Below are 12,922 nucleotides of genomic sequence, written 5' to 3' on the forward strand. Positions count from 1 at the left end.
TGCAGGCGGTGTCTCCTGGCAGACCGGGCCCGGCAGGGACAGCGGGAACGTCATGCGATGTGGCGGGTCGTGGACGGAACGCGAAGCCTCCCTCGACGGCCGTGGGACCGCGCCACGACGCTCTCTCAGGAAACTGCCGCAAAAGGCCAGGTCAAACGCGTCCAATGTGCGCTGGCACGCTTCGACAGCGGGCCAGTACCGCACCGCGGGCGGCTAGTACCGCACGGAAAGCAGCCCCCGAAAAACACGTTTCCCCAGGTCAGAACGATTCTGCCTGGGGATACTCGGTGGGGCGGGTGGGACTCGAACCCACGGCCGACGGATTATGAGTCCGCTGCTCTAACCGGCTGAGCTACCGCCCCATTACGGCGTGGCGCGTACATGTGTGCGCGCCGTCTGCCGCAGCATAGCCGCTCATACGATCTCCTGCCTCGGATGGTCGGCATCGCTCGACCATGAGGACTGCGCCGTGGACGGGACGGTTCCACCCCGGCGGAAAACAGTGCGAGGACAACGCGAAAGAGGGCCCCTGAGGGCCCTCTTCCGTCTGTGCTCCCCCGACTGGACTCGAACCAGTAACCCTCCGGTTAACAGCCGAATGCTCTGCCAATTGAGCTACAGGGGACCGCGCTCCCCCGACTGGACTCGAACCAGTAACCTGCCGGTTAACAGCCGGCTGCTCTGCCAATTGAGCTACAGGGGATTGCTGCTGTGCACCGAACGTACCCACCGGAGCCTTCCCGGGGGGCGTGTGCTCGCTGCGACACATACATTAGCGCAAGCAGGGGGGTGCTCCGCCAATCGGTTCCGCCCCGGGTGATCACGCGCTTGCCGGGTAGGCGGGCAGCACCGGCACAAGGGAAGGCAGCCATGCGGTACAAGCTGACATTCGTCGTGGGACTCGCTCTCGGTTATGTGATCGGCACACGTGCCGGCCGGGAGCGTTACGAGCAGTTGAAGAAGTCCGCCCGCCAGGTCGCGGAGAACCCCGCTGTGCGCAACGCCGCCGAGGCCGCGGCGCAGAACGGACGGGACGTCGCGGGCAAGGCGCTCCACACCGTGAGCGAGAAGATGGGCGACAGGATGCCCGACGCGATGGCCCATCGGGTCCGGTCGCTGCGGGAGCGGAACGGGGCGGTCGAGGACGACTGGGGCACCACCAACACCTGACGTCCCCGCGTGCGGCACAATCGGGCCGCATGGGGATAGTCGCCGGTCTAGACAGCTCAGCCGCCTTCACGCGCATCGTCGTGTGCGACGCGGACACAGGTGCCGTGCTGCGCCAGGGGTACGCGCCCCACCCGCGGACAGCCGAGGCGGGTGAGGAGACCAAGGCCGGCAAGTACGAGGCCGACCCGCAGAGCTGGCTGCTCTCGCTCGGCGAGGCGGCATCGGGCGGGCTGCTGGAAGGCGTACAGGCCATCGGCGTGTCGGCCCAGCAGCACGGCCTGGTGCCGCTGGACCGGCAGGGCAACCTCGTACGGCCCGCCCTGACCGGCAACGACAAGCGGGCCCAGGTCGCCGCGGCGGATCTGATCGATTCGCTCGGCGGCCGCTCCGCGTGGGCCGAGGCCGTCGGCTCCGTACCGCAGGCCGCGCAGCCGGTGTCCAAGCTGCGCTGGCTGGCACGGCAGGAGCCGGAGGCGGCCGCGAAGATCGCCGCGCTGCTCCAGCCGCACGACTGGCTCGTGTGGCAGTTGCTGGGCCGGCCCGCCCGGCGGATCACCGACCGGGGCGCGGCATCCGGCACCGGCTACTGGTCGGCCGAGACCGGTGCCTACCGCCCCGATCTGGTGGAGCTGGCTCTCGGGCACCCGGCCGCCCTTCCTGAGGTGCTCGGCCCCGCCGACTCCGCGGGGACCACCCCCGAGGGGCTGCTGATCTCGGCCGGCACCGGCGAGACGATGGCGGCGGCCTTCGGTCTGGGGGTCTCGGTCGGCGATGTGGTCGTCTCGCTCGGTGCCTCGGGCTCGGTGATGGCCGTGCACCACGAGGCACTCGCCGACCCCTCCGGAATGATCACCTCCTTCGCCGACGCCACCGGTATGCACCTGCCGGTCGTCCACACCCTCAACGCCGTACGGGCGCTGCGCGGGACCGCCGAACTGCTGGGCGCCGAGGACCTGGAGGCCCTGTCGGCCCTCGCTCTGACCTCAACGCCGGGTGCGTCCGGGGTGGTGCTCCTGCCCTATCTGGAGGGTGAGCGCACCCCGCAGCTGCCGCACACCGCCGGCACCCTCTCCGGGCTGCGGCGCGAGTCGATGAAGCGTGAGCACCTTGCACGGGCGGCCTTCGAGGGCATGCTCTGCTCGCTGGCGGACGCGATGGACGTACTGCGCGACCGCGGCGTCGAGGTGCGCCGGGTGTTCCTGCTGGGCGCCGCCGCCGAACTGCCCGCCGTCCAGGCCGTGGCTCCCGGCATCTTCGGGGCGCAGGTCGTCGTCCCCCAGCCCGCCGACTACGCGGCGGTCGGTGCGGCCCGTCAGGCGGCCTGGGCCCTCGGGGTGTCCGAGGGCACGCTGGACCCGCAGACCCCGCCCGCGTGGCAGGGTGCCGCCGCTCAGGTATGCGAACCGGGCGACGGTCTCGCGGTGGGCCAGGCGGTCCGCCAGCAGTACATGGCGACGCGCGACCAGATCCACCCGGGAGCCTTCGACGCTCAGTCCTGAGAGCCGCTCTCCCGTTTCACCGCCCGGGCGGGATCCCGGACCGCGGCCTGGCGGGATCCCGGATCACGGCCGGGCGGTGAGCCGGATCACGGCCCGCCGCGGCCCGGCCGTGTTCTTGACCGCGGTTTGAGGAAAACGGTTCGTTTCAGGTCGTGCGGTGCCGGAAACTGGGTTGGCCGGACACCGTCCCCGCCCAGCCCTGCCCCTGCCGGAAGCCCCCGCCGGACCGCCGACCCGAGAGACTGCACGTGCTCATATCACTTCTGCGGACCTACTTGCGTCCGTACAAGAAACCCATGGCCCTGCTGGCGCTGCTTCAGCTGCTCCAGACGTGCGCCACCCTCTATCTGCCCACGCTCAACGCGGACATCATTGACAACGGTGTCGTGAAGGGTGACTCGGGTTACATCCTGAGCTTCGGCGGTCTCATGGTCGCCATCAGCGTGGTGCAGGTGATCTGCAACATGGGCGCCGTGTACTTCGGCGCCAGGACCGCCGCGGCGCTCGGCCGGGACATCCGGGCCGGTGTCTTCGACCGGGTGCAGTCCTTCTCCGCCCGCGAGGTCGGCCACTTCGGCGCCCCGTCCCTCATCACCCGCACGACCAACGACGTCCAGCAGATCCAGATGCTGGTCCTGATGTCGTTCACCCTGATGGCCTCGGCGCCGATCATGTGCGTGGGAGCGATCGTGCTGGCCCTCGGCCAGGACGTACCGCTCTCGCTCGTCCTGATCGCCGTCGTGCCGGTCATGCTCGTGCTGGTCTCCCTGATCGTCCGGCGGATGCGGCCGCTCTTCCGGAAGATGCAGGTCCGGCTCGACATGGTGAACCGGGTGCTGCGCGAGCAGATCACCGGCAACCGTGTCATCCGCGCCTTCGTGAAGGACGCGTACGAGAAGGAGCGCTTCAAGGGCGCCAACACCGAGCTGACCGATGTCTCCCTGGGGACCGCCCGGCTGATGGCCCTGATGTTCCCGACGGTGATGACCGTGGTGAACGTGTCGTCGATCGCGGTCGTCTGGTTCGGCGCGCACCGGATCGACAGCGGTGCGATGCAGATCGGGGCGCTCACCGCGTTCCTGTCCTATCTGATGCAGATCGTGATGTCCGTGATGATGGCCACCTTCATGTTCATGATGGTGCCGCGTGCGGAGGTCTGCGCCGAGCGGATCCAGGAGGTGCTCGGCACCGACTCCAGCGTCGTACCGCCGCTCGCGCCGGTCACCGAGCTGGCCAGGCACGGCCATCTGGAGATCCGCGGGGCCGGGTTCAAGTACCCGGGCGCCGAGGCGTCGGTCCTGCGGGAGGTCGCCCTGGAGGCGCTGCCCGGTCAGACGACCGCGGTGATCGGGTCGACCGGCAGCGGGAAGTCCACCCTGCTCGGTCTGGTCCCCCGGCTGTTCGACGCCACCGGCGGAGAGGTGCTGGTGGACGGCACCGACGTGCGGGAGCTCGACCCCGTCCTGCTGGCCAAGACGGTGTCCCTGGTGCCCCAGAAGCCGTATCTCTTCTCCGGGACCGTCGCGACGAATCTGCGCTACGGGAACCCGGACGCGACCGACGAGGAGCTGTGGCACGCGCTCGACGTGGCGCAGGCCAAGGGGTTCGTCGAGAAGCTGGAGGCCGGCCTCAACGCGCCGATCGCCCAGGGCGGTACCAATGTCTCCGGTGGGCAGCGCCAGCGGCTGGCCATCGCCAGGACGCTGGTGCAACGGCCGGAGATCTACCTGTTCGACGACTCGTTCTCGGCGCTCGACTACGCCACGGACGCGGCGCTGCGGGCGGCGCTGCGGCGCGAGACCGCGGAGTCGACCGTGGTGATCGTGGCCCAGCGCGTCTCGACCATCCGTGACGCGGACCGGATCGTCGTCATGGACGAGGGCCGGGTCGTCGGGACGGGCCGCCATCACGAGCTGATGGACGGCAATGAGACATACCGGGAGATCGTGCTCTCCCAGCTGACCGAGGCGGAGGCAGCCTGATGGCCGGTCCTGGTGGACGCATGATGACGGGACCGACCCAGAAGTCCATGGACTTCAAGGGATCGGGCAAGCGGCTGCTGCGGCTGCTCGCGCAGGACCGTCCCGCCCTTTTCGCGATGCTGCTGGCCGTGATCGGCAGCGTCGCCCTCTCGGTCGTCGGACCGAAGATCCTCGGCCGGGCGACCGACTTGATCTTCGGCGGGATCATCGGCCGGCAGCTGCCGGCGGGGACGACCAAGGCCCAGGCGCTGAAGGCCCTGCACGCCCGGGGCCAGGGCGCGATGGCCGACATGCTCTCCGGCGTGGACTTCACCCCGGGCAAGGGCATCGACTTCACGCAGGTGGGTCAGATCCTGCTGCTGGCGCTGGCGGCCTTCGCCTGTGCGGGTCTGCTGATGCTCGTCACCACCCGGCTCGCGGCCCGGATCATCAACCAGGCCATGTTCAGGGTGCGTGAGGAGATCCAGGCGAAGCTCTCCCGGCTGCCGCTGTCGTACTTCGACAAGGCCAAGCGCGGTGAGGTCCTCAGCCGCACGACCAACGATGTCGACAACATCGGCCAGACGATGCAGCAGACCATGGGCCAGCTCATGAACTCGCTGCTCACCATCATCGGCGTGCTGGCGATGATGTTCTGGATCTCCTGGATCCTGGCCCTGGTCGCGCTGGTGACCGTACCGCTGTCGGTACTGGTGGCGACGCGGGTCGGCAAGCGGTCACAGCCGCAGTTCGTGCAGCAGTGGAAGGTCACGGGCAAGCTCAACGCCCACATCGAGGAGATGTACACCGGGCACGCCCTGGTCAAGATCTTCGGGCGGCAGGCGGAGTCGGCCGAGGCCTTCCGCGAGCAGAACGACGCCCTGTACGAGGCGGGGTTCAAGGCGCAGTTCAACAGCGGCATCATGCAGCCGCTGATGATGTTCGTCTCCAACATCAACTATGTGCTGGTGGCGGTCATCGGCGGACTGCGGGTCGCTTCCGGCACGCTGTCCATCGGCGACGTCCAGGCCTTCATCCAGTACTCGCGGCAGTTCTCGCAGCCGCTGACCCAGGTCGCCTCGATGGCGAACCTGGTGCAGTCGGGTGTGGCGTCCGCCGAGCGGATCTTCGAACTGCTCGACGCGGAGGAGCAGACGCCCGACGCCGAAGCCTCCTCCGGTGCGGCCGGTCGCCCGGCCCCGTCGCGCGGCAGCATCTCGCTGGAGAAGGTCTCCTTCCGCTACGAGGCCGACAAGCCGCTCATCGACGATCTGTCGCTCTCGGTCGAACCGGGACACACGGTCGCCATCGTCGGACCGACCGGCGCGGGCAAGACGACGCTGGTCAATCTCCTGATGCGGTTCTACGAGGTGACCGGCGGGCGGATCACGCTCGACGGGACCGACGTGGCGACGATGACGCGTGAGGAACTGCGCTCCGGTATAGGCATGGTGCTCCAGGACACCTGGCTGTTCGGCGGCACGATCGCCGAGAACATCGCGTACGGCTCCGCGCGCACCGTCACCCGCGACGAGGTGGAGGAGGCGGCACGGGCGGCCCACGCCGACCGTTTCATCCGCACCCTCCCCGAGGGCTACGACACGGTGATCGACGACGAGGGCACGGGGGTGAGCGCGGGCGAGAAGCAGCTCATCACGATCGCGCGGGCCTTCCTGTCCGACCCGGTGATCCTGGTACTCGACGAGGCGACGAGCTCCGTCGACACCCGTACCGAGGTACTCATCCAGAAGGCGATGGCGCGGCTGGCACACGGCCGTACGAGCTTCGTCATCGCCCACCGGCTCTCCACGATCCGGGACGCGGACGTGATTCTGGTGATGGAGAACGGGGCGATCGTGGAACAGGGTTCGCACGAGGAGCTGCTGGCCGCCGACGGGGCGTACGCCCGGCTGTACGCGGCGCAGTTCGCGCAGGCCGTGGTGGAGGTGGAGTAGCGGGGGCGGGACTCCCGGCGAGGAGCGAGGGGCGGAGACGGGGTACGGGGCGCCTGAGGCGGGCCCGCTCTCCGCCCCGCGCCTTCCCTGCCCGCGCCTTCTCCGCCCCGCGCCTTCCCGCGTATCCGCGGCCCGCTCCGCTCCTCGAACGCCGGGGGCTGGAGCCCGGCTCGGCGGGGGCCGATGTGCCGTGCTCAGTCCAGGTAGCCGCGCAGCTGGTCCGCCAGCGCGTGGTCCCGCAATTTGTTCAGTGTCCTGGACTCGATCTGCCGGATCCGCTCCCGCGTCACCCCGAAGATCCGTCCGATCTCCTCCAGTGTCCGGGGCCGCCCGTCCACCAGGCCGTAGCGGAGCTGGACGACCTTCCGCTCCCGTTCGCCCAGCGTGGAGAGCACTGCCTCCAGATGCCGCCGCAGCAGCAGGAACGCCGCCGACTCCACCGGGGACGCCGCGTCGCCGTCCTCGATGAGGTCGCCCAGGGCCACCTCGTCCTCCTCCCCCACCGGGGCGTGCAGGGAGACCGGTTCCTGGGCCAGCCGCAGTACCTCCCCCACGCGTTCGGGGGTGAGTTCGAGCTGGTCCGCGACTTCCTGGGGCGTCGGTTCGTATCCGCGCTCCTGGAGCATCCGGCGCTGCACCCGCACCACCCGGTTGATCAGCTCGACCACATGCACCGGGACCCGTATCGTCCGGGCCTGGTCGGCCAGGGCGCGGGACATCGCCTGGCGGATCCACCAGGTCGCATACGTGGAGAACTTGTAGCCGCGGGCGTAGTCGAACTTCTCCACGGCCCGGATCAGGCCGAGGTTTCCCTCCTGGACCAGGTCGAGCATGGTCAGTCCGCGGCCCACGTACCGCTTCGCCACCGAGACGACCAGGCGGAGGTTGGCCTCGATCAGCCGTCGTTTGGCCATCCGGCCGAGCACCACGAGACGGTCCAGGTCCACGGCGAGGCGGGTGTCGAGATCGGACGAACTCCCCAGCCGCTCCTCGGCGAAGAGACCCGCTTCCACCCGGCGCGCGAGGTCCACCTCGTCGGCCGCCGTGAGCAGCTGGATACGGCCGATCTCCTGTAAGTACTGGCGGAAGAGGTCGGACGAAGGGCCCGCGGTATCCGCGGTCCGGGTCCGGGAGGGGGCGGGCGCGTCGTCCGGGTCCTCCACGACGAGGCCGGGCGCGGGGTGCCCCGGGCCGGGTCCGGACTCCGGGTGGCCGGCGGGCGGGGCCTGCCGGGGGACCGCCAGGGCCGCATCGGTTTCGGTCAGGGTCCGGGTCTGCACGGGGGCGGCCTCCAGGATGACTGCCGGATCGGGGGCGTACGGCAGCGGGACTTCGGCGGCCGTGCCGTCGTCCGTCCCGTGTGCGGTGAGCGGATCCGCGGGGTGACCCACCCCCGGTGTGCCGGTCGGTCCGCTGCACCGCAGTCCAGTGTGAGGCACGGCACAGCGCGCCACGAGAGGCGTGCGGTGACTTTCTGAGTCCGGTCCGTGACCCGGCGATTACGGGAACGGCAGCGGCCGGCCCGGATGCACCGCAAGGCCCGCCGGGCGGACCGGCCGGCTCAGAGCGCTTCGGCGCCGTGGTTGCGCAGGGACTGGCCGTACTGCTGGAGCGTCCACAACTCGCTCTGGACCGCCGCGTACTTGGCGGCGTCGCCCTGGGTGGAGGCCCGGGCCAGCGTGCCCTGGACGTCCGTGATCCGCCGGTCGACCGCGCGCAGCCGGACGTGGACCAGCTGCTCACCCGCGTACAGCTCGTCGACCGTACGGCGCATGATCGCCTCCACGGCCAGCTCGGTGACCACGGCGCGGACGGTGTCGTCCGGCGCGGCCGCGCGGACACGGGTGAGGTACTCGAAGGAGTCGGTGATGCCCTGCTCGGCGCCGCCCGCCTCCATGATCGCCTGGCGTACCGCGGCGTACGGCGGGGCGGTGAACTCGTCGGCCCCGTAGGCGTCGAAGGCCGGTGAGACCAGCTCGGGGCGCTGGAGCGCCAGCTTCAGCAGCTCGCGCTCGGTGCGGTGGGCGGGGCTGCGGAGGTGGAGCGCGGGGCCGCCGGCCGCGGACCGGGGCGCCTCGGTCCGCTGCGGGGGCCGGCCGCCGCGCGAGGGCGCCGGCGCGTTGCCGCGTCCGCGGGCCCACTGGGCGAGCTGGCTGATGCGCTTGACCACGAACTGGGTGTCGAGGATGCCGACCATGCCGGCCAGCTGTACGGCGACCTCGTGCTGGGAGGCGCTGTTCTTGATCCGGGCCACGACGGGCGCCGCTTCGTCGAGCGCGGTCGCCCGGCCCGCCGGGGTCTCCAGGTCGTAGCGCGAGACGATCTGGCGGAGCGCGAACTCGAAGAGCGGGGTGCGCGGTTCGACCAGGCCGCGCACCGCTTCGTCGCCCTGGGCGAGCCGCAGGTCGCAGGGGTCCATCCCGTCGGGGGCGATGGCGATGTAGGTCTCGGCGGCGAACTTCTGGTCGTCCTCGAAGGCGCGCAGGGCGGCCTTCTGACCGGCCGCGTCACCGTCGAAGGTGAAGATCACTCGGGCGCTGCCGTTGTCCATCAGCAGACGGCGGAGGATCTTGATGTGGTCGGTGCCGAAGGCGGTGCCGCAGGTGGCGACGGCGGTGGTCACGCCGGCCAGGTGGCAGGCCATGACGTCGGTGTACCCCTCGACGACGACGGCCCTGCTGGACTTGGCGATGTCCTTCTTGGCCAGGTCGATCCCGTAGAGGACCTGGGACTTCTTGTAGATCGACGTCTCGGGGGTGTTGAGGTACTTCGGCCCGTTGTCGTCGTCGCGAAGCTTGCGGGCGCCGAAGCCGACGACCTCGCCGCTGATGTCGCGGATCGGCCACATCAGCCTGCCGCGGAAGCGGTCGATGGGCTTGCCGCCGCGGGCCTCCTGCGACAGTCCCGAGGTGATGAGCTCCTTGTCGGAGAAGCCCTTGCCGCGCAGGTAGCGGGTCAGGTGGTCCCAGCCGGCCGGGCTGTAGCCGACGCTGAAATGGGTGGCGGCCGCCTGGTCGAACCCGCGCTCGGCGAGGAACTTCCGGCCGATCTCCGCCTCGGCGCCGTCGAGCTGCTCGACGTAGAACTGCGCCGCCGCCTTGTGCGCCTCCACCAGCCGGATGCGCTCGCCGCGCTGGCTGTTGGGGGTGTAGCCGCCCTCCTCGTACCGGAGGGTGATGCCCGCGGTGCCCGCGAGCCGCTCGACCGCCTCGGAGAAGGAGAGGTGGTCGATCTTCATGATGAAGGCGAGGGTGTCCCCGCCCTCCTGGCAGCCGAAGCAGTGGAAGAGGCCCTTGGCCGGGCTCACCTGGAACGACGGGGACTTCTCGTCATGGAAGGGGCAGAGGCCCTTCATGTTCCCGCCGCCCGCGTTCCTCAGCTGGAGGTACTCGGAAACGACGGCGTCGATCGGGACCGCGTCCCGGACCGCCTTCACGTCGTCATCGTTGATCCTGCCTGCCACGGGTGAAGTCTACGGTCCGGCTCGGACACTCCGTACGGCCTGCCCGTGCGGGCGGTGGGGGCGGCGGCCGGTCCGGGCGGATCCCGGCCGGCCGCACGTGCCCGTCCGGTCCTCAGGTGCCCAGCGATGCCAGGTCCACCGACGGGTCCGCGAGCGCCTCGGGGTCCAGCCTCGCGCCGGAGCGGATCAGTCGCTGGAGCTGTTCGGTGACGTCCCACACATTGACGTTCATCCCGGCCAGCAGCCGGCCGTCCTTCATCCAGAAGGCGATGAACTGGCGCTTCCCCGCGTCGCCCCGGATGAGCACCTGGTCGTAGGAGCCGGGCGGCGCCCACCCCGAGTACTCCAGGCCGAGGTCGTACTGGTCGGAGAAGAAGTACGGGATCCGGTCGTACGCCACACCCTGGCCGAGCATCGCGCGGGCCGCGGCCGGTCCGCCGTTGAGCGCGTTGGCCCAGTGCTCGACGCGCAGCCGCCTGCCGAGCAGCGGGTGCCGGGCCGCCGCGACGTCGCCCGCCGCGTAGATGTCCGGGTCGGATGTGCGCAGCGAGGAGTCGACGGCGATCCCGCCGCCGTCGGCCCGGTCGGCCAGTTCGAGCCCGGCGGCCTCGGCGAGGGAGACGCGGGGGGCCGCGCCGATCGCGGCGAGGACGTCGTGCGCCGGGTGCTCCTCGCCGTCGTCGGTCCGGGCTGCCAGGACCATGCCGTCCTGGCCGGTGATCTCGGTCAGCCTGGCACCGAAGTGGAAGCGGACACCGTGCTGGGTGTGCAGGTCGGTGAAGATCTGCCCGACCTCCGGTCCGACGACCCCGTGCAGCGGCGTCCCGTTCGGGTCGACGACGGTGACCTCGGCTCCGTAGCCGCGTGCGGCCGCGGCCACCTCCAGACCGATCCAGCCCGCTCCCGCGATCACCAGGTGGCCGTTGTCCCGGCCGAGCGAGGACAGCACGTTCCGCAGCCGGTCCGCGTGGGCGAGGCGGCGCAAATGGTGCACGCCCGCGAGGCCGGTGCCGGGGATGTCCAGGCGGTGCGGCTCGGCTCCGGTCGCCAGCAGCAGCTTGTCGTAGTGGATGGCGGTGTCGTCGCCGAGGCGTACGACCTTGACCGCGCGGTCGATGGAGACGACGGTCTGGCCCAGGTGGAGCTCGATGTCGGCCTGGGCGTACCAGGCCGTCTCGTGGACGAAGACGCTGTCCCGCTCGTCCTTGCCGGTCAGGAAGCCCTTCGACAGGGGCGGGCGTTCATAGGGGTGGTCGCGTTCGTCCCCGATAAGAATCACGCGGCCCGCGAACCCTTCGGTGCGGAGCGTCTCGGCGGCCTTCGCCCCCGCGAGCCCTCCGCCGATGATGACGAACGTCAGATGTGCGTCGACCACTTGATGCCTCCTTGTAGTGCTGGCGCCACTTGCGAGCGTCCCGCACGGAGTGTGATGGGGGAAGAGGTGTGAGGTGTTGAGGCTCACGCACGGTCAGGAATGGCCGGTCATGGTGGCATGGGGGACACAGCCGTTCGGCGAACGGTCATCCTCAGTGACGGGCGGTCAGCCGCGCGTGCAGCGAGCGCGCCGAGGTGTCCGTGAGTGAGGCGATCTGGTCGACGATCACGCGTTTGCGGTCGCGGTCGCCGGGTGCCGCTTCGAACAGTGCGCGGAATTGCGGGTCGAGACCTTCGGGTGCGCGGGCCGTGAGCGCCCCGGCCAGCTCGGCGAGGACGACGCGCTGGTCGATGCGGAGCCGTTCCTGCTCCTCGCGCTGCATCACGTAGCGGTCGGCGACGGCCTTGAGGACGGCGCACTCGAGCCGGGCCCTGCGGGGGACGACCAGCTCGGCCGCGTAGCGGGTGAGGGGGCCCGCGCCGTACGACGCGCGGGTCGCGCTCTCGGCAGCCAGGCAGAACCGTCCGATGAGCTGGCTGGTGGCGTCCTTCAGCCGGGCCTGCGCGACGGCGGTCCCGTCGTAGCCGTGCGGCCACCACTCTTGGGCGAGGAGGCCGTCGAGTGCGCCGGTGAGCTCGGCGGGGTCCGTGTCGGCGGACACGTACCGGCCGACGGCCACCGCCATGATGGCGTCCCTCTCGGGCCCGGAGGTGAGGCAGCCGGGGTCGATGTGTCCGGCGTGCAGGCCGTCCTCGACGTCGTGCACGGAGTAGGCGACGTCGTCGGACCAGTCCATGACCTGGGCCTCGAAGCACTTGCGGTCGGCCGGGGCGCCGCTCCTGGCCCAGTCGAACACGGGCAGGTCGTCCTCGTACACCCCGAACTTCACCGACCCCGGCTCGGTGGGGTGGGCGCCGCGCGGCCACGGGTACTTGGTGGCCGCGTCCAGCGCGGCACGGGTGAGGTTCAGACCGACGCTCACCAGCTCACCGGTGGTCTCCGAGCGGACGAACCGCTTGGGCTCGATGCGGGTCAGCAGGCGAAGCGACTGGGCGTTGCCCTCGAAGCCGCCGCAGTCGCCCGCGAATTCGTTGAGCGCCAGCTCGCCGTTGTGACCGAACGGCGGGTGGCCCAGGTCGTGGGCGAGGCAGGCGGTCTCGACGAGGTCGGGGTCGCAGCCGAGCGCCGCGCCCAGCTCCCGTCCGACCTGGGCGCATTCGAGGGAGTGTGTGAGGCGGGTGCGCGGGCTGGAGTCCCAGATCTGGAACGGGGCCGTCCCCGCCCGGACGCCGCCGCCTGCCTGCGGGAGCGAGCCGGGCGTGACCACCTGGGTCTTGCCCGCGAGCCGGCGCAGCGCGCCGGAGTGCAGCACCCGCGCACGGTCACGCTGGAAGGCGGTGCGCCCCGGCCTCTTGTCCGGCTCGGTGTCCCAGCGCTCGAAGTCGGTCGGGGTGTACGCGGTGCCTTCCATGCCCCGACAGTACTGAGTCCCGGGCCGC

8 protein-coding genes and 3 tRNA genes are annotated in these 12,922 nt (G+C 70.6%); 4 read left to right on the forward strand and 7 right to left on the reverse strand.

Translation table 11 applies throughout. From position 1 onward, the window contains the following. Positions 1–288: 288 nt before the first annotated feature. From OG917_RS10850 to OG917_RS10860, 3 genes are all read right to left on the reverse strand, one after another. A tRNA-Ile gene (locus OG917_RS10850) sits at positions 289–362 on the reverse strand. 190 nt (positions 363–552) lie between these two features. Then, a tRNA-Asn gene (locus OG917_RS10855) sits at positions 553–625 on the reverse strand. A gap of 5 nt (positions 626–630) precedes the next feature. Beyond that, positions 631–703 (reverse strand) — tRNA-Asn (locus OG917_RS10860). 167 nt (positions 704–870) lie between these two features. Here OG917_RS10860 and OG917_RS10865 point away from each other — a divergent pair. The 4 genes from OG917_RS10865 to OG917_RS10880 all read left to right on the forward strand — a co-directional run bounded on the left by OG917_RS10865 (position 871) and on the right by OG917_RS10880 (position 6,585). After that, entirely contained in the window at positions 871–1,170 is a 300-nt protein-coding gene (locus OG917_RS10865; RefSeq protein WP_328317365.1) for a YtxH domain-containing protein, read from the forward strand. 29 nt (positions 1,171–1,199) lie between these two features. Then, a complete protein-coding gene (locus OG917_RS10870; protein WP_328317366.1) occupies positions 1,200–2,669 on the forward strand; it encodes an FGGY family carbohydrate kinase in 1,470 nt (489 codons plus the stop codon). A 248-nt stretch (positions 2,670–2,917) separates the two neighbouring features. Then, positions 2,918–4,651 (forward strand): ABC transporter ATP-binding protein, encoded by a 1,734-nt coding sequence (locus OG917_RS10875; protein ID WP_328317367.1) that lies wholly within the window; start codon positions 2,918–2,920, stop codon positions 4,649–4,651. Then, positions 4,651–6,585, forward strand: a complete 1,935-nt coding sequence (locus OG917_RS10880; protein ID WP_328317368.1) for an ABC transporter ATP-binding protein — start codon at positions 4,651–4,653, stop codon at positions 6,583–6,585. The genes OG917_RS10875 and OG917_RS10880 overlap by 1 nt, the downstream gene beginning before the upstream one ends. A gap of 194 nt (positions 6,586–6,779) precedes the next feature. Here OG917_RS10880 and OG917_RS10885 read toward each other — a convergent pair whose 3' ends face one another. The 4 genes from OG917_RS10885 to OG917_RS10900 form a co-directional block, all read right to left on the reverse strand. Beyond that, positions 6,780–8,024, reverse strand: a complete 1,245-nt coding sequence (locus OG917_RS10885; protein ID WP_443058938.1) for an RNA polymerase sigma factor — start codon at positions 8,022–8,024, stop codon at positions 6,780–6,782. 122 nt (positions 8,025–8,146) lie between these two features. After that, a complete protein-coding gene (gene dnaG / locus OG917_RS10890) occupies positions 8,147–10,048 on the reverse strand; it encodes a DNA primase (RefSeq protein WP_328317370.1) in 1,902 nt (633 codons plus the stop codon). Between the two features lie 112 nt (positions 10,049–10,160). Further along, complete coding sequence (locus OG917_RS10895) at positions 10,161–11,423, reverse strand: NAD(P)/FAD-dependent oxidoreductase (RefSeq protein WP_328317371.1); 1,263 nt, start codon at positions 11,421–11,423, stop codon at positions 10,161–10,163. Positions 11,424–11,574: 151 nt separating this feature from the next. Beyond that, positions 11,575–12,894, reverse strand: a complete 1,320-nt coding sequence (locus tag OG917_RS10900; RefSeq protein WP_328317372.1) for a deoxyguanosinetriphosphate triphosphohydrolase — start codon at positions 12,892–12,894, stop codon at positions 11,575–11,577. Between the last annotated feature and the right edge of the window lie 28 nt (positions 12,895–12,922).

This window comes from Streptomyces sp. NBC_00388, assembly GCF_036061255.1.
GTDB lineage: Bacteria > Actinomycetota > Actinomycetes > Streptomycetales > Streptomycetaceae > Streptomyces.

Excerpts from the sequence above, each read along its gene's own strand:
- OG917_RS10900 (WP_328317372.1), bottom strand. The coding sequence starts at position 12,894 with ATGGAAGGCACCGCGTACACCCCGACCGACTTCGAGCGCTGGGACACC.
- OG917_RS10870 (WP_328317366.1), top strand. The coding sequence starts at position 1,200 with ATGGGGATAGTCGCCGGTCTAGACAGCTCAGCCGCCTTCACGCGCATC.
- OG917_RS10880 (WP_328317368.1), top strand. The coding sequence starts at position 4,651 with ATGGCCGGTCCTGGTGGACGCATGATGACGGGACCGACCCAGAAGTCC.
- OG917_RS10865 (WP_328317365.1), top strand. The coding sequence starts at position 871 with ATGCGGTACAAGCTGACATTCGTCGTGGGACTCGCTCTCGGTTATGTG.